Source organism: Mesorhizobium loti (assembly GCF_003148495.1).
Classification (GTDB): domain Bacteria; phylum Pseudomonadota; class Alphaproteobacteria; order Rhizobiales; family Rhizobiaceae; genus Mesorhizobium; species Mesorhizobium loti.
On record NZ_QGGH01000017.1, the window covers coordinates 78,886 to 101,213 of the forward strand.

General features: G+C 62.3%; 27 protein-coding genes and 1 tRNA gene. 10 read left to right on the forward strand and 18 right to left on the reverse strand.

Annotated elements, in window-relative coordinates:
• Positions 1-123 precede the first annotated feature (123 nt).
• Together yidD and C8D77_RS32585 are read right to left on the reverse strand one after the other, a co-directional pair.
• Positions 124-495, reverse strand: a complete 372-nt coding sequence (gene yidD / locus C8D77_RS32580) for a membrane protein insertion efficiency factor YidD (protein WP_109671529.1) — start codon at positions 493-495, stop codon at positions 124-126.
• 79 nt (positions 496-574) lie between these two features.
• Positions 575-733 (reverse strand): hypothetical protein, encoded by a 159-nt coding sequence (locus C8D77_RS32585; protein ID WP_109671530.1) that lies wholly within the window; start codon positions 731-733, stop codon positions 575-577.
• 91 nt (positions 734-824) lie between these two features.
• Between C8D77_RS32585 and C8D77_RS32590 the strand changes: the two genes are divergently transcribed.
• Positions 825-1,730: a LysR substrate-binding domain-containing protein gene (locus C8D77_RS32590; RefSeq protein ID WP_109671531.1), complete on the forward strand. Its 906-nt coding sequence runs from the start codon at positions 825-827 to the stop codon at positions 1,728-1,730.
• 17 nt (positions 1,731-1,747) lie between these two features.
• On the opposite strand, the gene C8D77_RS32595 is transcribed toward C8D77_RS32590, so the two are convergent.
• Positions 1,748-2,194, reverse strand: a complete 447-nt coding sequence (locus tag C8D77_RS32595; RefSeq protein ID WP_109671532.1) for an iron-sulfur cluster assembly scaffold protein — start codon at positions 2,192-2,194, stop codon at positions 1,748-1,750.
• Between the two features lie 240 nt (positions 2,195-2,434).
• Here C8D77_RS32595 and folE point away from each other — a divergent pair, with 240 nt between their 5' ends.
• From folE to C8D77_RS32610, 3 genes are all read left to right on the forward strand, one after another.
• Complete coding sequence (gene folE / locus C8D77_RS32600; RefSeq protein ID WP_109671533.1) at positions 2,435-3,070, forward strand: GTP cyclohydrolase I FolE; 636 nt, start codon at positions 2,435-2,437, stop codon at positions 3,068-3,070.
• 34 nt (positions 3,071-3,104) lie between these two features.
• The gene (hisI, locus tag C8D77_RS32605) at positions 3,105-3,563 is read left to right on the forward strand and encodes a phosphoribosyl-AMP cyclohydrolase (RefSeq protein WP_109671534.1); all 459 of its coding nucleotides are present in this window, start codon (positions 3,105-3,107) and stop codon (positions 3,561-3,563) included.
• A gap of 81 nt (positions 3,564-3,644) precedes the next feature.
• The gene (locus C8D77_RS32610; protein ID WP_425453781.1) at positions 3,645-4,619 is read left to right on the forward strand and encodes a patatin family protein; all 975 of its coding nucleotides are present in this window, start codon (positions 3,645-3,647) and stop codon (positions 4,617-4,619) included.
• A gap of 113 nt (positions 4,620-4,732) precedes the next feature.
• Here C8D77_RS32610 and recJ read toward each other — a convergent pair whose 3' ends face one another.
• From recJ to C8D77_RS32650, 8 genes are all read right to left on the reverse strand, one after another.
• Positions 4,733-6,517, reverse strand: a complete 1,785-nt coding sequence (gene recJ / locus C8D77_RS32615; RefSeq protein ID WP_109671564.1) for a single-stranded-DNA-specific exonuclease RecJ — start codon at positions 6,515-6,517, stop codon at positions 4,733-4,735.
• A 160-nt stretch (positions 6,518-6,677) separates the two neighbouring features.
• The gene (locus tag C8D77_RS32620) at positions 6,678-6,902 is read right to left on the reverse strand and encodes a DUF6434 domain-containing protein (RefSeq protein WP_109671535.1); all 225 of its coding nucleotides are present in this window, start codon (positions 6,900-6,902) and stop codon (positions 6,678-6,680) included.
• A 73-nt stretch (positions 6,903-6,975) separates the two neighbouring features.
• On the reverse strand, positions 6,976-7,959 hold the full coding sequence (gene glpX, locus C8D77_RS32625) for a class II fructose-bisphosphatase (RefSeq protein ID WP_109671536.1): 984 nt from the start codon (positions 7,957-7,959) through the stop codon (positions 6,976-6,978).
• A 203-nt stretch (positions 7,960-8,162) separates the two neighbouring features.
• Positions 8,163-8,330: a Thivi_2564 family membrane protein gene (locus C8D77_RS32630; protein WP_109671537.1), complete on the reverse strand. Its 168-nt coding sequence runs from the start codon at positions 8,328-8,330 to the stop codon at positions 8,163-8,165.
• 72 nt (positions 8,331-8,402) lie between these two features.
• Positions 8,403-8,759: a hypothetical protein gene (locus C8D77_RS32635; protein WP_109671538.1), complete on the reverse strand. Its 357-nt coding sequence runs from the start codon at positions 8,757-8,759 to the stop codon at positions 8,403-8,405.
• A 136-nt stretch (positions 8,760-8,895) separates the two neighbouring features.
• The gene (locus C8D77_RS32640) at positions 8,896-10,209 is read right to left on the reverse strand and encodes a homoserine dehydrogenase (protein WP_109671539.1); all 1,314 of its coding nucleotides are present in this window, start codon (positions 10,207-10,209) and stop codon (positions 8,896-8,898) included.
• A 46-nt stretch (positions 10,210-10,255) separates the two neighbouring features.
• A complete protein-coding gene (locus C8D77_RS32645) occupies positions 10,256-11,473 on the reverse strand; it encodes an LL-diaminopimelate aminotransferase (RefSeq protein WP_109671540.1) in 1,218 nt (405 codons plus the stop codon).
• Between the two features lie 45 nt (positions 11,474-11,518).
• Positions 11,519-11,965, reverse strand: coding sequence for a hypothetical protein (locus tag C8D77_RS32650; protein ID WP_245462835.1), 447 nt, complete (start codon positions 11,963-11,965; stop codon positions 11,519-11,521).
• Between the two features lie 43 nt (positions 11,966-12,008).
• Here C8D77_RS32650 and phaC point away from each other — a divergent pair, with 43 nt between their 5' ends.
• From phaC to C8D77_RS32680, 5 genes are all read left to right on the forward strand, one after another.
• Positions 12,009-13,844: a class I poly(R)-hydroxyalkanoic acid synthase gene (gene phaC / locus C8D77_RS32655; protein WP_109671541.1), complete on the forward strand. Its 1,836-nt coding sequence runs from the start codon at positions 12,009-12,011 to the stop codon at positions 13,842-13,844.
• Between the two features lie 216 nt (positions 13,845-14,060).
• Positions 14,061-15,296: a D-Ala-D-Ala carboxypeptidase family metallohydrolase gene (locus tag C8D77_RS32660; protein WP_109671542.1), complete on the forward strand. Its 1,236-nt coding sequence runs from the start codon at positions 14,061-14,063 to the stop codon at positions 15,294-15,296.
• A 224-nt stretch (positions 15,297-15,520) separates the two neighbouring features.
• A tRNA-Glu gene (locus tag C8D77_RS32665) sits at positions 15,521-15,595 on the forward strand.
• 88 nt (positions 15,596-15,683) lie between these two features.
• A complete protein-coding gene (locus C8D77_RS32670) occupies positions 15,684-16,118 on the forward strand; it encodes a type II toxin-antitoxin system VapC family toxin (RefSeq protein ID WP_109671543.1) in 435 nt (144 codons plus the stop codon).
• Between the two features lie 361 nt (positions 16,119-16,479).
• Positions 16,480-16,722, forward strand: a complete 243-nt coding sequence (locus C8D77_RS32680) for a hypothetical protein (protein WP_109671545.1) — start codon at positions 16,480-16,482, stop codon at positions 16,720-16,722.
• A gap of 372 nt (positions 16,723-17,094) precedes the next feature.
• Here the strand turns inward: C8D77_RS32680 and C8D77_RS32690 are convergent, their stop codons facing one another.
• The 7 genes from C8D77_RS32690 to C8D77_RS32720 all read right to left on the reverse strand — a co-directional run bounded on the left by C8D77_RS32690 (position 17,095) and on the right by C8D77_RS32720 (position 21,282).
• A complete protein-coding gene (locus tag C8D77_RS32690) occupies positions 17,095-17,499 on the reverse strand; it encodes a TadE/TadG family type IV pilus assembly protein (protein ID WP_109671546.1) in 405 nt (134 codons plus the stop codon).
• Complete coding sequence (locus tag C8D77_RS32695) at positions 17,489-17,929, reverse strand: TadE/TadG family type IV pilus assembly protein (RefSeq protein ID WP_170136885.1); 441 nt, start codon at positions 17,927-17,929, stop codon at positions 17,489-17,491. The genes C8D77_RS32690 and C8D77_RS32695 overlap by 11 nt, the downstream gene beginning before the upstream one ends.
• A gap of 5 nt (positions 17,930-17,934) precedes the next feature.
• Complete coding sequence (locus tag C8D77_RS32700) at positions 17,935-19,161, reverse strand: pilus assembly protein TadG-related protein (protein WP_170136886.1); 1,227 nt, start codon at positions 19,159-19,161, stop codon at positions 17,935-17,937.
• A gap of 427 nt (positions 19,162-19,588) precedes the next feature.
• Positions 19,589-20,020 (reverse strand): DUF6074 family protein, encoded by a 432-nt coding sequence (locus C8D77_RS38565; RefSeq protein ID WP_245462834.1) that lies wholly within the window; start codon positions 20,018-20,020, stop codon positions 19,589-19,591.
• A 42-nt stretch (positions 20,021-20,062) separates the two neighbouring features.
• Complete coding sequence (locus C8D77_RS32710) at positions 20,063-20,359, reverse strand: DUF982 domain-containing protein (RefSeq protein WP_013532001.1); 297 nt, start codon at positions 20,357-20,359, stop codon at positions 20,063-20,065.
• A 152-nt stretch (positions 20,360-20,511) separates the two neighbouring features.
• Positions 20,512-20,751: a hypothetical protein gene (locus tag C8D77_RS32715; protein ID WP_109671548.1), complete on the reverse strand. Its 240-nt coding sequence runs from the start codon at positions 20,749-20,751 to the stop codon at positions 20,512-20,514.
• 111 nt (positions 20,752-20,862) lie between these two features.
• Positions 20,863-21,282, reverse strand: a complete 420-nt coding sequence (locus C8D77_RS32720; RefSeq protein WP_109671549.1) for a hypothetical protein — start codon at positions 21,280-21,282, stop codon at positions 20,863-20,865.
• A 200-nt stretch (positions 21,283-21,482) separates the two neighbouring features.
• Here C8D77_RS32720 and map point away from each other — a divergent pair, with 200 nt between their 5' ends.
• Positions 21,483-22,310, forward strand: a complete 828-nt coding sequence (gene map / locus C8D77_RS32725) for a type I methionyl aminopeptidase (RefSeq protein ID WP_109671569.1) — start codon at positions 21,483-21,485, stop codon at positions 22,308-22,310.
• The last annotated feature ends 18 nt before the right edge of the window (positions 22,311-22,328 follow it).

A 22,328-nucleotide genomic window follows, 5' to 3' on the forward strand; every position in this document is an offset into this window, starting at 1 on the left:
TCGCGAGCGGCTTAGCGAGGTCTCTTGTCTCGATTTTGTCTCAAATGCGCAGTCTTTGTGCAGGCTTGTGTTAACCCTACCAGATCGTAAACGCGCAGTGCCGCCGGAACATGACCGGCGCCATCAGCCCTGCGCTTCGCCACGCTTGCTGCCGATCCGCCAGTACCGCCAGGGCATGAACCAGACGTAGCGCTCCGCCAAGGCTTCCGGCACGCGGTCGATGCCGTGCGTGCCGAATGGCCCGCAGCGCAGCACGCGGAAAAACCCCATCCAGCCGCCGGCCCACAAGCCATGGCGGGCGATCGCCTCATGCGCATACTCCGAACAGGTCGGCAGATGCCGGCAGGAATTGCCGACAAAGCCGGACAGCGTCAGCTGATAAAGGCGCACGAGCGACGTACCGAGCAGACGGCCGGGCGTCTTGCGCCACGGGCCGGGCCAGTTGCGGCCGCGCCCCGACGGTTTGGCAATATGGGCATGCCCATGCGGATCCACCGCGGTCTCCGTATCACGTTCCAGCTCGATAGATGTGGGCTTCGGCGGAAGAACGCAATCCCCGCCTGTCTGCCTGTCGTCATGGGCGGGAACGGCGAAACGGCTGCCTGTCAACCGAAGGCGTCCAGCAGCCGGGGCTGGCCGGCTCTTCGCCGCGCTTTCCATGCTGTCTTTCGTTACGCCATTGGAACGTCGCGATCCGCATGACATCGCCGAAGATGCTCAGGAACTGGATCATGGTCGTATCTCCTTTGACGCGATTAGACCGCCGCTGGCCTTCGCCTTCAAACGAGTATAATTTCCACTTCGGATAATCCTGGGTTATGCGAATGAAACGCGGACGCTTGCCGCTGACGGCATTGAGAAGCTTCGAGGCGGCCGGCAGGCATCTGAGCTTCAGCCGGGCCGCCGAGGAGCTTTTCGTCTCGCAGGCGGCGATCAGCCGGCAGATCCGCGAGCTCGAAATCTTTCTGCGACAACCCCTGTTCGAACGTCACCATCGCCGCGTCGAACTGACGGATGCAGGCCAGCGTCTGCTGGATCAGCTTGTCAGGAGTTTCGACGCCATCGACACCTTGCTTGGGGAACTGGTGGCGACGCCGATGCAGTCCGTGGTTCGCGTCAGTGTCGAGCCGTCGCTTGCATCCGTGTGGCTGGTGCCCCGGCTCAATCGATTTCGCCAATTGCGGCCCGATATCGACGTCTCTCTCGAAGTGGACCCAAGGCTGATCGAGTTCCGCAGCGATCAGCCCGAACTCGCCTTGCGCTTCAGCGCACATGCCAGCTCGTGGCCGCGCAGCCAGGCTGAGCGGCTTGCCTCGACAGTCGATTCGCCGGTTCTGTCGCCGGCGCTGCTAGCTTCCGGCCCTGCCCTCGAGAGGCCGATCGATCTTGGTCGCTATACGCTTTTGCACGAGGAGAACCGTCAGGGCTGGGCGCGCTGGTTCGAAGCGGCCGGCGTGCCGGCCGACGCCGTGCCCGCGCGCGGTCCGATGCTGGCGGACGCGTCGCTTTCAAAGCAGGCCGCCCTGCTCGGACATGGCGTGGCACTGGGCGATCTCCTGCAGATCGGCGGGGAAATCAAATCCGGCACGCTGATCAAGCCGTTCGACATCAACGTCGCATCCGGCGCCTATTGGCTGGTGGCCAGAAACCTGCGCGATCTGCCGGAACCTGCCGCCGCGTTCGCCGACTGGGTACGCGGCGAATTTGCCGAAAGCAGACGTGCTCTGTAACGGTCGGTTATCGGCCCTCAGGCCGCTTCTTCGGCGCGCTTCTTTTCGATCTGGCCGATCGCGTCGACCACGGCATCGAAAGTCAGCATGGTCGAGGCATGACGCGCCTTGTAGTCGCGCACCGGCTCCAGATATCTGAGGTCCGCGAAGCGACCGTCCGGCGGGGCGCCATTTTCTTTCAGCATCTTCAGCATGGTGTCGCGCACCGCGCGCAATTCCTCGGCACTGGCACCGACGACATGCTGCGCCATGATCGAGGACGACGCCTGGCCGAGCGCGCAGGCCTTCACGTCATGGGCAAAGTCCGTGACCACGCCATCGCGCATCTTGAGGTCGACGGTGACGGTCGAGCCGCAAAGCTTGGAATGCGCCTTGGCGGTCGCGTCAGGATGATCGAGGCGACCGATGCGGGCGATGTTTCCGGCAAAACCGAGAATTTTCGTATTGTAGACATCGTTTATCATTATTTTCCAATCCGTCGCCGCCAAGCGAACAGCGATTGCCGCTGTCGTGTCTTCCTTTCGCTCATCGTGACCATATATAATGCTGGTAGTCCGGTATCGACAAGACAACGAAAGCCAATGTCCTTGCCGGGAAGTTCACGCCACTTACGGGGCTGGAAACGGGGCGAGTTTCCGAAACCGAAAGGTCGTGGTCCGTTCAACTCGTTCCTCCGCCGAGAGGGACTACGGGAGACGCCTTTTATGGATGCCGTCATCAAGAAACTCATGCCCCAGTCAGCCTATATGGAGAAGCCGGTTACCGACCGGCCGAGCGAAGCCGAAGTCGAGGCCGCCGTGCGCACGCTTTTGCGCTGGACCGGCGACAATCCGGACCGCGAAGGGCTGATCGACACACCGAAGCGGGTGGCCAAGGCCTATCGCGAAATGTTCGGCGGCTACGACATGTGCCCGGCCGAGGAACTCGGCCGCACCTTCGAGGAGGTCGCCGGCTACGATGACCTGGTCATCGTCAAGGACATAACATTCCATTCGCATTGCGAGCACCACATGGTGCCGATCATCGGCAAGGCGCATGTCGGCTATCTGCCGGACGGCAAGGTCGTCGGCCTTTCCAAGATCGCGCGTGTCGTCGACATCTTCGCCCACCGCCTGCAGACGCAGGAGGCCCTGACGGCGCAGATCGCCGGCGTCATCCAGGACGTGCTCAATCCGCGCGGCGTCGCCGTCATGATCGAGGCCGAACACATGTGCATGGCCATGCGCGGCATCCGCAAGCAGGGTTCCACAACGCTGACCTCTACCTTCACCGGTGTCTTCAAGGACACGCCCGAAGAGCAGGTCCGTTTCGTCACCATGGTGCGCGGCGGCGGGGTCTGATAGCCCCACCGACTTCGCTAGATAAGGACCGGCGATGTCGGCACTTGAATTCCCGAAAGCTCCGTCAGACAAGAAAGCGCTCGAGGAAGGCGCGGTGTTTTCACCGCGCTTCGACGCTGCCGGTCTGGTCACTGTCGTCGTCACCGACGCCCAAGATGGCATGCTGTTGATGGTTGCGCACATGAATGCGCAGGCGCTGGCGCTGACGCTGGAGACAGGCATCGCTCACTACTGGTCACGCTCGCGCAACGCGCTTTGGAAAAAAGGCGAAACCTCGGGCAATTTCCAGCATGTCGTCGAGATGCGCACCGATTGCGACCAGGATGCGTTGTGGCTGCGCGTCAAAGTGTTGGGCCACGACGCAACCTGTCACACCGGTCGGCGTTCATGCTTTTATCGGACGGTGGGGCTGGTCGATGGCAAGGGGACGCTTGCCGGCGACGGCAGCAAACCGCTGTTCGATGCGGAAAACACGTATCGGAAGCCTCTGTGAACCATTCAATATTCACAAACCACTCATGTTCACTATTCTCAAACGTACTTCCTGTAGAAAGGGAGTGGGACAAGGGAGATCATGATGCTCGAGTGGGCGTCATTGCGTAACAGACCAGATGTCAGGGAGGCCAACGGCCTGTCCTCGTCAGGCGGCGCGTCCGAAACGAAACCTCCGAAGAAAACAGGCATTTCGCTCGCCTTGGGCGGCGGTTGCGCCCGCGGTTGGGCGCATATCGGCGTACTGCGCGCGCTCGACGAAGCCGGTATCGAAGTGTCGATGATCGCCGGCACCTCGATCGGTGCTCTGGTCGGCGGTTGCTATCTTGCCGGCAAACTGGACGAACTCGAAGAATTCGCCCGCAGCCTGACCAAGCGACGCATCTTCGGCCTGCTCGATCTCAACCTGCGTGGCAGCGGCCTGTTCGGCGGCATGAAGCTCGACGCCCGGCTGCGCGAGCACATGGCCGGCATTCGTTTCGAGGATTTGGTCAAGCCGTTCGTCGCAGTCACGTCCGAAATCCGCACTGGCCACGAAATCTGGCTGTCGAGCGGCTCGTTGATCACCGCCATGCGCGCTTCCTATGCGCTGCCCGGCGTGTTCGAGCCGGTGAATTGCAATGGCCGCGTGCTGGTCGACGGCGCTCTGGTCAACCCGGTGCCGGTTTCGGTCTGCCGTGCCTATGAGCAGCCGCTCGTCGTAGCGGTCAATCTTCACTATGACTTGTTCGGCCGTGCCGCCGTTATCAAGCACAGCGCCGGCGAACTGGTCGTCGAAAAGGACGCGCCGAGACCCGGTCAGGTCGACGCCGAGCACCAGTCGCATCAGACGCGACTCGGCATCACCGGCGTCATGGTCGAGGCCTTCAACATCATCCAGGACCGCATTTCGCGCGCCAGGCTTGCCGGCGATCCGCCCGACATGTCACTGCAGCCGAAGCTCAGCCATATCGGCCTGACCGAATTTCATCGCGCCGACGAGGCGATCAACCTCGGCTATCAGGCGACGATGGCCCAGATCGGCGAACTGACCCGGCTGCAGTCCGTTCTGGCCTAGGCCTATCTGCCCCTTTCAACACATGATTGGTGCGTTCCGTCACACTGACGGAGCCATGCTGCCCCGCGACGCTGTTGCCCTCTGCACCGGCTAGTTGAGTTGGCCGCAGGCGACTATGCGCGCGCCGCATCGACAATGCGAAACTGCACCGTGCGGTTGCCGTTCCAGTAATTGCCCGACAGCGAACCGGCGACGTGGATAATCTTGCCCCGGTTCTTGAACAGGAACTCGCCAAGCGCGGTATCGACGGCGCGAAAGGCGATCGCCTGGATGCGACCGCCGCTCTCCGATTGCAGCTCGACGCGGATGTGGTTGGTGCCGACCGGCCTGGCGTCTGCCAGCCGATGGCGCGGCAGAGCGAAAACGGGTGCTGCATGCCCGGCACCGAACGGTCCGGCCTTTTCCAGCGCGTCGAGCAGTCCAAGCGTCGCGCCTTCAGCGGCAAGCGCGCCGTCGATCGCCAGGCTTTCCTCGCCTTGCAGCCGGAACACATCGGCTGCCGCCCGCTCTTCGAAAAACGCCCTGAGCTCGCCAAGCTTCGCCCGCTCCACGGTGATGCCGGCCGCCATGCCGTGGCCGCCACCCTTGACGATCAGCCCCGCATCGGCCGCCTCGCGCACCAGCCGGCCGAGGTCGAAGCCGGACACCGAACGGCCCGAGCCGGTGCCGACGCCATTGGCGTTGAAGGCGATGGCGAAGGCGGGTCGGCGGGCATGGTCCTTCAATCGTGAGGCGAGCAGGCCGACAATGCCCGGATGCCAGCTGTTGCTGGCGGTGACGACGATGGCGGGGCCATTGCCGCCGGCAAGCTCTGCATCGGCCTCGGCACGCGCTGCGGCGAGCATCTCCTGCTCCATCAGCTGCCGTTCCTGGTTGAGCCGATCGAGCGTCTCGGCGATGGTGCGCGCCTCGACCGGGTCGTCGGTCGCAAGCAGCCGGCTGCCGAGTGCGGCATCGCCTATGCGCCCGCCGGCGTTGATGCGAGGGCCGATCAGATAGGCCAGATGGAAAGTGCTGATCGGCTCGCCGATGCGCGACACCCGTGCCAGTGCCGCCAGCCCTTCGTTCTTCAGCTGGCGCGCCATCTGCAGCCCTTTGACCACGAAGGCGCGGTTGACGCCGGTCAATGGCACCACGTCACAGACGGTGGCCAGCGCTACAATATCAAGCAGTGAAAGCAGGTCCGGCGGGGTGGCATCGGCCATGCGGCCGCGCAGGATCTTGGCCGTCTGCACAAGGGCGAGGAAGACCACGCCGGCGGCACAGAGATGGCCCTGCCCGGAAAGGTCATCGTCGCGATTGGGATTGACGACAGCGATTGCCGCCGGCAAAGCACCGCCGACCTGGTGGTGGTCGAGCACCACGACATCGGCCCCGGCATCGTTGGCGGCATCGACGGAAACGGCACTGTTGGTGCCGCAATCGACGGTGACGATCAGTGTCGCGCCACGCGAAACAAGCTCGCGCATGGCATCCGGATTGGGGCCATAGCCCTCGAAAATACGATCCGGGATGTAGATTTCCGACGGCACCGAGAAATGCGTAAGGAACCGCTTCAGCAAGGCCGACGAAGCGGCGCCGTCGACATCATAGTCACCGAAGATCGCCACCTTTTCCCTGGCCATCACCGCGGCGGCGATGCGTGCCGCCGCCCTGTCCATGTCGGTCAGCGATGCCGGATCCGGCAGAAGATCGCGGATCGTCGGGTCGAGAAACCGCTCCGTCTGCTCGGCGGTGACGCCGCGACCGGCAAGCACCCGCGCAACGACATCGGGCACGCCATGGCCTTGCGCGATGGCGAGCGCGATCATGTCCTGCCGCTCGGTCAGCCGGTGCTCCCAGGAGACCCCGGTAGCCGACTGCCTGACATCGAGGAAGAGGCGTTTTTCGCCGGTCATACGCTTTGCCAACTCATGATTGGCCGCAGGATAGTGCATGTCACCCAAAAGTGCGCAGCGGTTTTGGGACAACGACATGCATGAAAGCGCGTCGCGTGAACGCGACGCGCTTTCGGCCAAAGGCAGGCAAAGCCAAGCGGTTCACGGGTGTTCAAGAAAACTACGCTTTCCGCTTTTCAGCCCGGCGCCGAAGCCATTCGTCGGCTGCATCGCCCATCGTCTTGTCCGCACCGTCCTTGAGCCAGGCCATGAAAGGCCGGTCGAATCTGAACGCATCGCCGCATTCCCGGGTGAGAAAACGGCGCACGTTCTGGGTGTTGCGATAGGACTTCGTGATGGCGGTGGCGCGCGAAATCGGATCCGCGTGCCAGTCGAACGGTTTCATCGTCAAATCCTTGCAGCCAGCATCGGATGCGCCCGAATGGCTAACAATTGCAAGGTGGCTTCGCAAGCGAGCGTCAGAACTTATCCAGGTCCTGATGCCTGGCCTTGATCTCCCGCACCGTCCGCGACGACGAGCGCAGCACGATCGTGTGGGTGGTGATGTAATTGCGGCCGAACTTGACGCCAGCCAGCATGTTGCCGTCGGTGACACCGGTCGCCGCAAACAGCACATCGCCGCGCGCCATGTCCTCCGTCCGATAGACCCGTTTCGGATTGGAAATACCCATCTTTGCCGCGCGAGCGACCTTTTCCGGCGTGTCGAGGATCAGCCGGCCCTGCATCTGGCCGCCGGTGCAACGCAGCGCGGCCGCCGCCAGCACGCCCTCGGGCGCGCCGCCAGTGCCGAGATAGATATCGATGCCGGTTTCTTCGGGATCCGTGGTGTGGATGACGCCGGCGACATCGCCGTCGCCGATCAGCCGGATCGCGGCACCCGTGGCGCGCACCGCATCGATCAGCTTGGCATGACGTGGCCGGTCGAGGATACAGGTGGTGATATCCGATATAGTGACACCCTTGGCCCTCGCGAGATTGGCGATGTTTTCGGCCGGCGAGGCATCGATGTCGATGACGCCGTCTGCATAGCCAGGGCCGATGGCGATCTTGTCCATGTAGACATCGGGTGCGAACAGCAGGCTGCCCTTCTCGGCGATCGCGATGACGGCGAGCGCATTGGGCAGGTTCTTGGCGCAGATCGTCGTGCCTTCGAGCGGATCGAGTGCGATATCGACGGCCGGACCTTTGCCCGAGCCGACTTCCTCGCCGATATAGAGCATCGGCGCCTCGTCCCTCTCGCCCTCGCCGATCACCACCGTGCCCTTGATGGCAAGGCGGTTGAGCTCCTGGCGCATGGCATCCACAGCGACCTGGTCGGCCGCCTTTTCGTCGCCGCGTCCACGCAGCCTGGCGGCCGCGACGGCGGCCCGTTCGGTGACGCGCACCAGTTCCATGGTGAGTATCCGGTCAAGACCGGCGACGATGTTCTGGGCCACATTCATCTGGTGATTTCCTCGTTGGCAATGCGGCCTCCCGCCGGAGGCGGGCCTGTTTTGTCAGGCGAGCATGACAACGGCAAGACCCATCCAAAACTTTATCGAATAGCCAGCAATATCAATCGATTAAACGCATTTTGAAACGACGCCGGCCCGGTCGCAAAGAACCGGGCCGGCATGAAAAATTGAACATCGGCGCCCTTCGCGGCCTAGAAAACCGCAAGGTATTTGAGCAGCGAAATGATGCCAATGATGATCACGATGATCTGGGCGATCTGCCTCATGCGGGCATCGAGCGGCAGACGCTGAACCAGATAGAGAACGAGGATGATGACGAGGAATGTGATCAGGATGCTGATCAATGCGGATGAAGCCATAGTGCCCTCCTTAAAGATGACGTGCTGAAAACAGGGAAATGAGCCGGAGAAACCGGCCCTATCGCGCCGTGGTCAATACCAGCGGCGCGACGTGTCGTTCATCGACTGGCCAATGGCGAAGCCGGCCAGAAAGCCGAGTAGGCCGATCACGCCGACCACGGCTGTCGTCGTACCGGGATTTTCGCGTGCGACTTCCGAAACAGCATGGGCCTGGCTGCGCAGCTGTTGGGCGGTTCGCGACGCACGGGCAGCCGCCGTGTCGTAGAAATCGGAAGCCTGTTCGCTGGCGTCATCGAGCATTTCCGCGCCCCGCGCCGAAATGCTCTTGTTGATCTTGGTGATCTCCTTGCGCAGTTCGGCAATCTGCTTTTCCAGCGTCTTCTGGATGTCGTCGATGTGCGGGGTGTCGGATTTGTTGGTGTCGGCCATGAAGCGGCTCCCTCTGGTTGCTGACCAAGAGAACGGCGGCGACGCGAATTCGTTCCGGCCGGAAGCGGCTGTTTGCCGTCAGGCCGAACCTCGATGCCTGCGGGATTCCTGTCCCACGCGGCTATCCCCAGGAAAACTACCCTGCCCGCTCGATGCGGATGACCTGAGGCTTGTCGGTCAGATGGCCGTCCTTGGTGATGCCGTCGACGGCCTTGCGCACGGCGGCCTCCGTCGTCTCGTGGGTGACGAGGATCACCGTCTTCTGAGCTGCCGCCTCGCCGTTGACCGCGTGCTGGACGATCGATTCCAGCGAAATGTCGTTGTCGGCCATGCGCTTGGCTATCGCCGCAAACACGCCGATGCGATCATGCACGGTCAGCCGGATGAAGTAGCCGCCGGCATGGCTGCGCATCTGCGCCTTCTTGTACGGTTTCAGCTCCTTCGCCGGCCGGCCGAAGACCGGACCGTGCTGGAAGCCCGGCCGGCTCTTGGCGATGTCGGCGATGTCGCCGATGACGGCCGAGGCGGTGGCATTGCCGCCAGCACCGGGGCCTGACAGCAGCAGCTCGCCCAGAATGTCGGTCTCGATCGCCACCGCATTGGTCACGCCGTGCACCTGCGCGATGACCGAGGCGGTCGGCACCATGGTCGGGTGAACGCGCTGCTCGATGCCGCTCTCGGTGCGCTGGGCGACACCAAGCAGCTTGATCCGGTAGCCAAGATCGCCGGCCGCGCGGATGTCAGCCTGGGTGATGTTGGAAATGCCTTCCATGTAGATGTCGTTGGCGGCGATCCTGGTGCCGAAGGCAAGGCTGGTCAGGATCGACAGCTTGTGCGCGGTGTCCTGGCCCTCGATGTCGAAGGTCGGATCGGCCTCGGCATACCCCAGCCGCTGCGCGTCCTTCAGGCAGGCGTCGAATGAGATGCCCTCGGCCTCCATGCGGGTCAGGATATAGTTGCAGGTGCCGTTGAGGATGCCGAACACGCGGGTGACCGAATTGCCGGCCATCGCCTCGCGCATCGTCTTGATGACCGGAATGCCGCCCGCCACGGCCGCCTCGTAGTTGAGCAGCACGCCCTTCTTCTCGGCGATCTCGGCCAGCGCCACGCCGTGCTTGGCGAGCAGCGCCTTGTTGGCAGTGACGACGTGACGGCCGGCTTCGAGTGCCGCCTTTACCGATGAGCGCGCCGGCCCCTCGTCGCCGCCGATCAGTTCGACGAACACGTCGATTTCGGCGGCCTGCGCCATCTTGACCGGATCGTCGAACCACTTTGCCGAACTCAGATCGACGCCGCGATCACGCTTCTGGTCGCGCGCCGAGACGGCGGTGACGATGACGTCACGGCCGCACTGGCGGGTCAGCTCCGCCGCCTTGTCGCGCAGCACGCGCGCCACCGACGCGCCAACCGTGCCGAGGCCGGCAATTCCAACACGCAATGCTTCAGCCATAGAAGGCAACGTCCCTCAAGTCAGATCGAAATGGTGTGCGGCAAGCTTACCGGTGAGCGGAAAGCGGCACCACATTGTTGGGTTGCTTGGCGCTGGTCGCCAGGAAGCGCTTGATGTTGCGCGCCGCCTGCCGGATCCGATGCTCGTTCTCGACCAGCGCAATGCGCACGTGATCGTCGCCATGTTCGCCGAAGCCGACACCGGGCGCCACCGCCACGTCGGCATGTTCGATGAGCAGCTTGGAGAATTCGAGCGAGCCGAGATGCCGGAACGGCTCCGGGATCGGCGCCCAGGCGAACATCGACGCCGCCGGTGCCGGAATGGTCCAGCCGGCGCGGCCGAAGGCATCGACCATCACGTCGCGGCGCTTGTGGTAGATGTCGCGGACCTCGGCGATGTCGGCGCCGTCGCCGTTGAGCGCGTGCGCTGCAGCTACCTGGATCGGCGTGAAGGCGCCGTAGTCGAGATAGGATTTCACCCGCGTTAGGGCCGAGATCAGCCGCTCGTTGCCGACGGCAAACCCCATGCGCCAGCCGGGCATCGAGAAGGTCTTCGACATCGAGGTGAACTCGACGCAGACGTCGATCGCGCCCGGAACCTGCAACACCGAAGGCGGCGGATTGCCGTCGAAATAGATCTCCGAATAGGCAAGGTCGGACAGGATGATGATGTCGTTCTTCTTGGCGAAGGCGACCACATCCTTGTAGAAATCGAGCGAAGCGACCAGCGCCGTCGGGTTCGACGGATAGTTGAGGATCAGCGCCAACGGCTTCGGGATCGAATGCTTGACACCACGCTCAAGCGCCGGGATGAAGCCATCATCGGGCTCCACCTGCAAGGAGCGGATGACGCCGCCCGACATGATGAAACCAAAAGCGTGGATCGGATAGGTCGGATTGGGGCACAGGATCACGTCGCCAGGCGCCGTGATTGCCTGAGCCATGTTGGCGAAGCCTTCCTTCGAGCCAAGCGTGGCCACCACTTGCGTATCGGGATTGAGCTTCACGCCGAAGCGCCTGTTATAGTAGGCGGCCTGGGCGCGGCGCAGGCCCGGAATGCCGCGCGACGAGGAATAGCGGTGCGTACGCGGATCGCGCACGACCTCGCACAGCTTGTCGACGATGGCCTTGGGTGTGGGCAGGTCCGGATTGCCCATGCCGAGGTCGATGATGTCGGCGCCGCGCGAACGGGCGCTGGCCTTGAGCCGGTTGACCTGCTCGAAGACGTAAGGCGGAAGCCGGCGGACCTTGTGAAATTCTTCCATGGCAGTTCCAGACAGCAAAGGGGGTATTGGGCGCGCGCTATATACTTATTTGCAGGTAGGGTCGAGGGCGGGATCGCATTTGGCTTCGATCTGCTTCAGCGTTTCGTCGCCATGCTTCTTGGCGAGATCCGTCAGTGCCGCCTGGTTGGCGACCTTCGGACCGCCGCCTTTGGCTGCCTGCGCGTTCTCGTCCGCCTTCAATTGCGCAAGCTTGGCGTTCTTCTCGGCTTCGGTGAACTGCGGCGCCGCCACTTGCGGCTTAATGTTCAGGTTTGGAAAGGTGCCGGTATCCTTCGGCCCCGTCCCCGCAGCAATAGGCGTCGGGCCGCTCGTGTTGGCGCTCGAGCACCCGGCAATCCCCATGAGGACGATCGACGCGCCGATGCGGCAAAAACGTCCGGCACCGAAAAAAACAGTCTCGCCAATATTAATCGTCATATTGTTTCCTTGGCAGCCGAGGTAAGCGAGATTGGACCCGGTCGGATGTCCCATGTTAATATGTCAAGAAAAGGCCTCGGGAGGAACCCCGCCAACCATGTCCAAAACACCCGATTCGGGCAAAGCGGAAGATGACGAGCCTTCGACCGTCGAGCAATATCTGGTGAAGGACCCGGAACGCTTCGCTCTGAACATGGCGCGCATGATCGAGCAGGCCGGCAAGGCGGCGTCCGCTTGGGCCGAGCCGCGCGAAAAAGGCGACGTGCGCGATCACGTCGCCGAGCCGGTTGTCGACATGGTGAAGACCTTTTCCAAGCTCAGCGAATACTGGCTTTCCGATCCGCAACGCGCGCTGGAAGCGCAGACGCGGTTGTTCTCCGGCTACATGACGGTCTGGGCCAACGCCATTCAGCGCACCAGCAACGCCGCGGAAGCCACCGAAGACGCCGTCAAGCCGGAGCGCGGCGACAAGCGCTTCCTCGACCCCGAATGGGGCCGCAACGCCTTTTTCGATTTTCTCAAGCAGGCCTATCTCGTCACCTCGCGCTGGGCGGCCGATCTGGTCGAGCACGCCGACGGTCTGGACGAGCACACCCGCCACAAGGCCGGCTTCTACGTCAAGCAGGTGTCCAACGCCATCTCGCCGTCGAATTTCATCCTGACCAATCCGGAACTGTTTCGCGAAACCGTTGCCTCGAACGGCGAGAACCTGGTGCGCGGCATGAAGATGCTGGCTGAGGACATCGCCGCCGGCAAAGGCGACCTGAAGCTGCGTCAGGCCGACTATTCACCCTTCGAGATCGGCAGGAACATCGCCACCACCCCTGGCAAGGTGGTTGGCCGCAGCGATGTCGCCGAGATCATCCAGTATGACCCGGCGACCGAGACGGTGCTCAAGCGACCGTTGCTGATCTGCCCGCCATGGATCAACAAGTTTTACATCCTTGATCTGAATCCCCAGAAATCCTTCATCCGCTGGGCGATCGAACAGGGCCACACCGTGTTCGTCATCTCCTGGATCAACCCGGACGAGCGCCACGGCGCCAAGGGTTGGGAGGCCTATATCCGCGAAGGCCTGCAATATGGCCTCGACACGGTCGAGAAGGCCACCGGCGAACGCGACGTCAACGCTATCGGCTATTGCGTCGGCGGCACGCTTTTGGCGGCGGCACTGGCGCTGATGGCGCGAGAAGGCGACGACCGCATCAAGTCAGCCACCTTCTTCACCACGCAGGTCGATTTCACTCATGCCGGCGACCTGAAAGTGTTCGTCGACGAGGAGCAGGTCGCCGCGGTGGAAAAATCGATGAGCGAAAAGGGCTATCTCGACGGCACCAAGATGGCGACCGCCTTCAACATGCTGCGCTCGGGCGACCTGATCTGGCCCTATGTCGTCAACAACTACATGCGCGGCAAGGATCCCCTGCCCTTCGACCTGCTCTACTGGAACGCCGATTCGACCCGCATGGGCGCGGCCAATCACTCTTTCTACCTGCGCAATTGCTATCTCGAGAACAATCTCTCGCGAGGCATGATGGAGCTGGCGGGCCACACGGTCTCGCTCGGCGACATCACCATCCCGATCTACAACCTCGCTTCCAAGGAAGATCACATCGCGCCGGCGCTTTCGGTATTTCTCGGCTCGAAATATTTCGGCGGCAAGGTCGAGTACGTGATGGCGGGATCGGGCCACATCGCGGGTGTCGTAAACCCGCCGGCATCCAACAAATACCAATACTGGACCGGGGATACGCCAACGGGCGACTTCGGCCAATGGGTAGCCAAGGCCACTGACCACCCAGGATCCTGGTGGCCGCACTGGCAGAGCTGGATAGAGGCCAAGGACAACACCCGCGTGCCGGCCCGCAAACCCGGCAAGCATATGAAAACCTTGGGGGATGCTCCCGGTACCTATGTGAAGGTGCGTGTGTAACGGACTGTAATGTCTGGTGAGTTGACGGGCCGTCAAAAGCGGGCGAAATGGTGTCGTCAACCATCAAGCAGCCGTAATTTGGCAATCACTGCAAAAATACTTTCAGGCTTGCGGATTTGACACAGGTCTCGTTTCCGGATCGGAGACAAAGGTCACCTTGACAGCGACGTATGCGTGCCGCGCCAAGGATATACCGACCGGGCATCGAGGGGGAATTTGACTTTGAAATCAGCAGGATGGAGCCTCGCAAAGGGAGAACGCCGCGCCATTGTGGCAGCGCTCTGTTCCTTGCTTCTGGCCTCCTGCACCTCGGCTGGTGATCCGACAATGTCGGTCGGAATGCCCGGCTACAATGCCACCGCATCGGACATAAGCGCGGCCTCCAGCGGCAAGGCGACCGTCACTTCCGATTCGACCGAGCAGACGACCGTGATGACGGCAAGCGATACGGCGCTGCCCGAGAAGGTCGCCTATGTGCCGATGGCCAATCCCGCAGCCGCCTTTCCGCTGACCACTCCGGCCGGCGCCGAAACGATCGTCGGCAACACGCCGCAGTCGCTGACGCAGCAGGCACAGACGGCGCAGCAGAACGACACGGTTGCTCAGCAGATCGCAGCCGCCGACGCCGGTGTAAACGCGCAGAAGCCGACAGCTGCTCCGGCCATGAACAACCCGGTCTATGTGACGGCTGGCGAGATGCCCCAGGCCGAAGCACCAAAGAAAAAAGGCTTCCTGGCCTCGATGTTCGGCGCCACGCCGGCCTCGGCGACGCCCCTTATCAACACCCGATCGGGAGAGCAGCCCCCTGAGCAGGCCAAACCGGCATCGGAAGCGGCAAAGCCGATCATCACGCTCGCCTCGGCCAATTCCACGGCAAAACCGGTGCAGCTGGCTTCGCTCGGCGGCGATACCGGCGGCCACATCACCGGTAGCGACGCCCTGCCCGGCGTGCGCCAGACAGCCCTGTTCGAAATCAAGCGCAAGTCCGGCATTGATGACGAAAGCGACGTCGACCTCAACGAGGATGAGGGGCCAGTCGGCGGCTCCTATCAGGTTGCGTCCGCCGCCGGCATGGCCCGGCTGGCGCCCAACGGGCTGCTCAAGCAGAACGAAAGCGTCGATGTGGCCTGCTTGAAGCCGTCGCTGGTGCGCGTGCTGAAGACGATCGAAGGCCACTACGGACGCAAGATGACGGTGACGTCAGGCTATCGCGACCCGGCCCGCAACCGGCGCGCCAACGGCGCCAAGAATTCGCTGCACATGTATTGCGCCGCCGCCGACATCCAGGTGCCCGGCGTTTCGAAATGGGAGCTGGCGAGCTACATCAGAAGCATGCCCGGCCGCGGCGGTGTCGGCACCTACTGCCACACAGAATCGGTTCACGTCGACGTCGGTCCGGAGCGCGACTGGAACTGGCGCTGCCGCCGGCGCAGCGGTGGTGGCGACGGCTAGCGGCAACTTCGTCATCCCTGGCCGGAGCAGGAGCGAAGCTCCGTCGCGAAGACCCCTGGGATCCATGCCAGGACAGTAGCCGACGAGTGCAGCAGAGCAGAATTCCGCACCTTGCCGGACATAGCGAAATCCTTGATTACAAGGCTCGGAAAAAAGTTGTCCAAGGTGGCACCTGACGGGTTGCCGGTTGCGCACAACGCCAGTATAAGCCGCTTCGTCTGAGCGCGCCCATCGTCTAGCGGTTAGGACACCGCCCTTTCACGGCGGTAACAGGGGTTCGATTCCCCTTGGGCGTACCAGGCTTTTCAATGTCTTAGTTAGTTTTGATACCGATGCGCCGAATAAACGCCGGCGGATTTCAGCGAACATTGGCTTTGAAGTTGGCCCATGAAGGTGATGCTGGACACAAATGTCTTCAACCATCTCGTGGAAGGTTCGATCGATCCTGCCTCAATCCCAGCAGAATGGGAGCCTGTGATCACGCATATCCAGAACGACGAAATCGAGCGGACATCCGATCCCACAAAGCGAAACGCTCTCCAAGCCATGGTCACCGCAGTTACGCATATTCGAATTCCGACCGAGACTGCGGTGTGGGGTATGTCTCGATGGGGTGAGGCGAAATGGACCGGCCCCGCATCCCTCTGTAGCGAACTGAAGGATCAGCTGGACCGTGAGAAGAAAAGGCCGAGCAACAGCGCAGACGCCCTTATTGCCGACACCTGCATCCAGAACGGTTTTCTGCTCGTCACCAATGACCAAGCTTTGAAGAAAATCGCTAGCGCGAATGGTTGTGCCGTACTTGACCTGCGAAAGCCATGAGGCTGTCGTCGCCCTAGCCGTCCGGTGCCAATTGCGGTGCCAGTTCTTTCCTGCGACGGTCGATAGTCGGTATGGCGGCGGGAAGATGGACTGGATCAATATTGCGGCTCTCGCAGTCGCCCTGATCGCCTTGGCGATGTCTGCTCATTTCTGGAGGCGTCAGTTTCGCCCACTCGTCACTGCGATGGTCAAAACCCATCGGGGGACGTGGTCATCCAGAACGACTAGCACCATACCCGGACCCAGCTCTGAGGAGGAGCCGGGTCGGGACCAAAGGGATAGGGCGTTCTCCTTTTGAGGGAATCGCGAACCGTGAAGAGGCGGCGTATAGGTGGCCATCGTACAGTGAGGAGCCGTCACGATGCTCTTTGAACCGCTCACCCTGGACGGCCGAAAGCGAAGCGCCGCCTACCACGCAACACGGCTTTCGACCCTGCGCGGCCGCCTGGCGAAGAAGCTCGACCAGGTCGACCATGCGGCCGATCGGGTTGAACAGGCAGCGGCCGTTTTGGTCGAGGCCACCCGTCAACCTGACACGGACGTGACGATCGCACCTTCGGTAGTTTTGATGCATCTGGAAGCCAGTCAGACGCTCGGTCTCTGACCTTTGGGAAGCGGCGAATGTCCTCGCGCGCGCGGCTTTGGCGCCAACACAAGGAAGACGTAGGGCATGAGGCCCCACACCCCCATTCCGTTCAGCTTCGCGGACGGGCATGCTCGCTCGACCGTTCATGCAGCTGAGTCGCATTCTGCTCATGGGGAGAAGAGCGTGGATAAACTAAACATAGGAGCTGATCAGGCTAAACTCTGGCGAGACCAGGCCCTGCGCGGTCGCCGGAGGCGTCTATCGCATAACGTCGTGTCGTGGGCGCTGATCCTGACGGCGATAATCATCCTCTGTGGTCTGATCGCGCTCAAGGCGTACAAGTAAGCAGCGCCCAGCGCGCGGTCTCGCCGATCGCTGTCCTGTCAGAGCCTAGCCGCCGACCAGCGGCACGGTAACGGTTGTCGCGTAGTTGATCGGGAAGGCGCTGAAGTAAGGGAAGTCGATGACAAAGGCGTAGGTGGCGGTCAGATGCGCCATGCGGAAGCCGCCGCTCGCCGGGTCGATGGCGATCGTGACGTTCACATCCTTCAAACCCAGGGCCTGCAATTTCTGCGTGGCGATCGATTGGATGTCGGCCTGGGTCAGCGTGTTCTGAAGCTGCAGCGAACGCGAGGACGTCTCCAGCGTATAGCGAACACTGGAGACCGAGTTCATCGACCAGCCGAAGGCGAAGATCCCGAACAGCAGCATGACGAGGAAAGGCGCGATCAGCGCGAACTCCAGCCCGGCCCCGCCCGATCGATCCCGCCCGAACGTGCTTGCCCTAGCGGACACGGATCATCTCCTGGTGACCGATGGTGGTGGAAGCAGCAAAGGCGCCGAAGGCAATGGGCGGCACCCAAGTGGCCGATGCCTGGATCTGGACATAGACCGATGGTGCTTTCGGCCCACTGCACAAGGTGGCAGCGTCGACGACGGTCGTCCCGCACATGTAAGTCCGGCTTAGCGTGACCTGGCCATCCTCCGGCCGATTCTCCCAGCTCGCAATGGCAACGGCCTTGGTCGCCGTATCATTGGTCGATCCGCCCATGACCAGGTTCGCGGCAGTCTTCACGCCGGCGCGCATCGACAGCGAACTCGTTACGTAGGACCAGCCGTCCAGAATGCCGAGCAGCACCAGGCACAGGATGGGCAGCACCATCGCGAACTCGACCGCCGCAACGCCCGCTTTATCGCTGAGGATCGGCGCCGATCGGCGTTCCACGGAGGCTACTCTACCAGCGCCACGGACAGCCCCGCCGGAATGTCGCGCATTCCGAGGCTCGTGCAATCCTGGTTGATGGTTGTGCTGCCGGACCATTGAATCGTATTGGCGACGACCTGGGTGCAGCCGCCGTTGCCTGAGAAGTTGCCAAGATAGTTTACTTGCTGTTTGGGGAAGTAGATGGCTCCGGTCAGCAGCGAGTCCGCTGTGCCGTTGAATGTGCTGGATGCGGGGGTACCGGTCCTGTCGCCGTAGAACAGCATACCGGAATAGGTGCCCGAGGTCGGCGCGCTGAGCTTCACAGAGGCGTTGCCATTCATGCTGACGGTCGAACTGCCCGACATGAAGATGGTCACACCGCTGCCGATAATGGCCGCGTTGGCGTTTATCTTAAGATCGCCCTGAACGACATAGACGCCAGGCGAAAGCGTGACATTGCCCTTCAGCGTCATGCCGCCGCAATAGGTGCCTGGGCTCAGCGTCGGCTTGTTGTCGTTCTGGCAAGGGTTCGAGGCCGCCGGGGCTGGCAGGTCGGCAAATGGATCGGCGGCAGGCAGCGCCTGGGTGATCGGGGCCGCGCAGACCGTAGTGACGGGATTGCTGAGCGAGACGCCGCCCGCCGAAATCAGGCAATCGATCTGGAGGCCCGCCGAGCCCTGAAGCTTGATGGCGTCAGGGGCGATCGAATTGGACATCACCACGCAGCCGGTAACCTTCACGATAGTATTGCCGGAAAACAGCGCTGCCTGCGGGGCGGCCGGATCGAGCGCGGTCATGCAGGCCTTCGAGGCGTTGGTGATGAGGGCGACCGCCCTCGCCTGTTCGGGAACCTGGGCCTGCGTGAAGATCAAGGTAAACATCCGGTCGAGCTTCTGGCCGACGATCACCTCGACCGCTTTCTTCGCCGTATTCGGTCCGGACGCTGGCGGCGTATTGACGACGATGGTGCCCGAGCCCAGTCCGTTCGTCGCTGCCGACTGGGTCGCGGCCGCGACGATTGTCGGCTTGTCGGAACCCGAGACCTGTTCAAGCGCGCCGGCATAGGCGGCGGCATCAGCCGTCGCCTGCAGTCTCAGGCTGTTGTAGTACCAATAGGAGGTCTCGACACCGAAGCCCGCGGCGCCGACAACGATCGGCAAGGTCAGGGCGAAAATGGTGGCAACATTTGCGCGGGTGCTCCGGCATATACCGTCCGCCACAAGCCGAATTCGGGTGAAGCAATTGGAGACCATGGCATAGATTAGAAAGCACGCATATATGAACGAACGGCTAAAAAGTTCCGTTCAATTTTGACCAGTGATCTATTGGCATCCAGAACAAGGGGATTCATGGCCGATCGACGGCATTAAAGGCAGCAACACGACCAAAAGCCCGCGTCCCACGTGGACGATTGCCGGCGACAGTTTACCGTTTGCTAACAATGCAATTGCGGAGATGGTGGCAAGTGACCCGCTATGGGGCAGGACTGCCATCCATTCGCGATGGGATTTATGCGCGGCAAACCGGGACCCACTCCATCGGATACCGAGCCAGCGAGCACTCCGTGCCCTTGCCTACCAGTTCACCCTGAACTCGATATTGCCGCCATGGTCTGCATCCGATCGGCGAACTTGCTGTCGAAGGTGGCGAACACCGATGTGTTGCTACCCCGGTTCAGCTTTAAGCGGAAAGAATTGGCATCGACTCCGCAGCCGTTTCGGCCATCATCTCTCTCTGTACGGCCAGGAAGAACCTGCGCACTTCATCGCTGGCTGCTGTTCTGTCCCTGCCGGATCCGACCACGCGATCGAGCAACTCCGACGCCTTGGCCCTCCAGAAGGAGGTGGCGGTCTCGCCATGCAGATTGCCGAGCTTGGCGGCAACTTCCCTGACCAAGAATACCTGACGGTCGATCGGGAATGCACGAACTTTTTCTAGGGACATCTTCCGAACCATGAGACTGACGCAACGAATCAACCATTGCCAACAAGCAATGGCGTAGCCGGGAAGGTGGAAACGGAAGCTTAACGGCGCTGACGTTGGTGCGCCTGGTGAGGTCGTCGGGGACAAAAGGCGCAGCCATACGCCCACGACATCGCCGTGTGCGTTCAAACGCCATCGTTGGCGTTGGGCAGGTGAAACGGGCGACGGCCCTCAGGCCTGGAGCGCCCTTGCCTCACCGCCGCGCTTGCGCGGCGTCATCATGTCCCTGGCCATCAGTCCGCTCGCCCGGCAAAACGCCATGAATGCCCGGCAGGCATCCTCGGTCTTGACCACGTCCACCGTGGCGCCAAAGCAGGCGTTGAACGCTTTCTGATAGATCGGGCCCTGACGGCGCGCAGGCCAGTCCTGAAGAAAATCGAGCGCCTGCTCGACGCCGTAAATCTCCTCGACTGGCAGGCCGGGCGCGGGTGCGATGCGCACCGGCACCTCGAATTGCAGTCTGTCCATTTCCTATCTCCCGAACCGGCGTCACCGAGGCAACGCCATTCGTCGTCAAAAGTTGCTTTGACGGGCTTTTGACCCAGAAATGTGTCGTCACTTGGGTCGCTGAACAGCCACGTCGCCCAAAACAATTGAGGATATACTTTGGGCGACTGCGCTCACTGGTTCGCTGGATCCGTCTCCGCGTCGAAAGCCATGCGAATCGCGGTGATCAGCACAAATATCGTCGGCACGGCGAAGATGCCGCCGAGCACAAGGGCCGACATCGGCGACAGGCCGAGTGTCTCGGCAACCGCCCAATAGACGGTTCCGATGCAGATGAGCGCCTGAACGGAGAGGAACGCGGCAGCCGAGGCCGCACGCGACAGGGTTTTGAAAGTCTTGATGCGTTGTTGCATTGAAATAGTCCGGAAATGCCGCGCCGCGCGACCGCGGCGCGGCCACAGCCGCCGCACGATCACGACGCGAACAGGGATAGCGATGAGGTGAAGGGTGCGGCTCTGGACCGCTTAGGCCGCGATGCCCGGCGGTGCGCGCGGCTGGTTGGTGCCCGCCCTCGGAGCCGAGGCCGCTCCGTATCCCGAAACAGCCGCTCCCGGCAGGGTGCGCTCGACCCCGGGGAAGACAGCGTCGGGGACCGGCAGGGCGGGGTGGCCGCCGGCGAACTTGACCAAGGCCGGACGGACGGCGCGAACTTCCAGCGCTTGCACCTTACCGGTGACACGCAGCAGCGCCGCCACCTCGCCAGACCGCTCGACACCGATGCTGGCACCGCTCGGCGCACTATCCGCGAAGGCTGGCGCCGCCGGCCGGCCGAGGCATAGCATCGCCAGCAGCACCATGCCCATCAGGCATGAGCAGGCTGCCGTCAGCGGCGCTTCAAGCCATCTGGCTTGCCTGGCCGTGAAGGGGCGCGATCTCGAAAACATCACCCGCCCTACCGCACGATGGCCAGAAAGGAAAGTAAACCGGGCAAAACCCGGCGAGACATTACCCCATGCAAGGCAAATATCCCGAATGCACGGCTGCATCAGGCAGTTCTTCCTTGAACCTTTTGCCCTCAAGTGCCAAATCTGGGGAGATTTTCACGTCGGCTCTCTTGCAGAGCCCTACCGACTACACGGACAAAATGGTCACCTATCTCGACGCCGCCACGGCACCGCTCAGAAATACCGGCCAGATTCGCCTCTATGGCGAGGACGGCTTTGCCGGCATGCGCAAGGCATGCGATCTCACCGCGCGCTGTCTCGACGAACTGGTGCCGATGGTCGAGCCCGGCGTCACCACCGAAACCATCGACCGCTTTGTCTTCGAATTCGGCATGGACCACGGCGCGCTGCCGGCGACACTCAACTATCGCGGCTACACGAAATCGTCCTGCACCTCGATCAATCATGTCGTCTGCCATGGCATTCCCGACAACAAGCCGCTCAAGGATGGCGACATCGTCAACATTGACGTCACCTACATCCTCGACGGCTGGCACGGCGATTCCTCGCGCATGTATCCGGTCGGCACGATCAAGCGCGCTGCCGAGCGCCTGCTCGAAGTCACGCATGAATGCCTTATGCGCGGCATAGCGGCGGTCAGGCCCGGCGCCCGCACCGGCGCCATCGGCGCCGCCATCCAGACCTATGCCGAGGGTGAGCGTTGCTCGGTGGTGCGCGATTTCTGCGGCCACGGCGTCGGCCAGCTTTTCCATGACGCACCGAACATCCTGCACTATGGCAGTGCCAATGAGGGCGTCGAGATGCGGCCCGGCATGATCTTCACCATCGAGCCGATGATCAATCTCGGCCGACCGCACGTGAAGGTTTTGTCGGACGGCTGGACCGCGGTGACGCGCGACCGCTCGCTGTCGGCGCAGTACGAGCACACGATCGGCGTGACCGACACCGGCTGCGAGATTTTCACCCTGTCGCCCAAAAAGCTCGACCGCCCCGGCCTGCCGGCTTAAAGCGCGTCGTCTTACCCG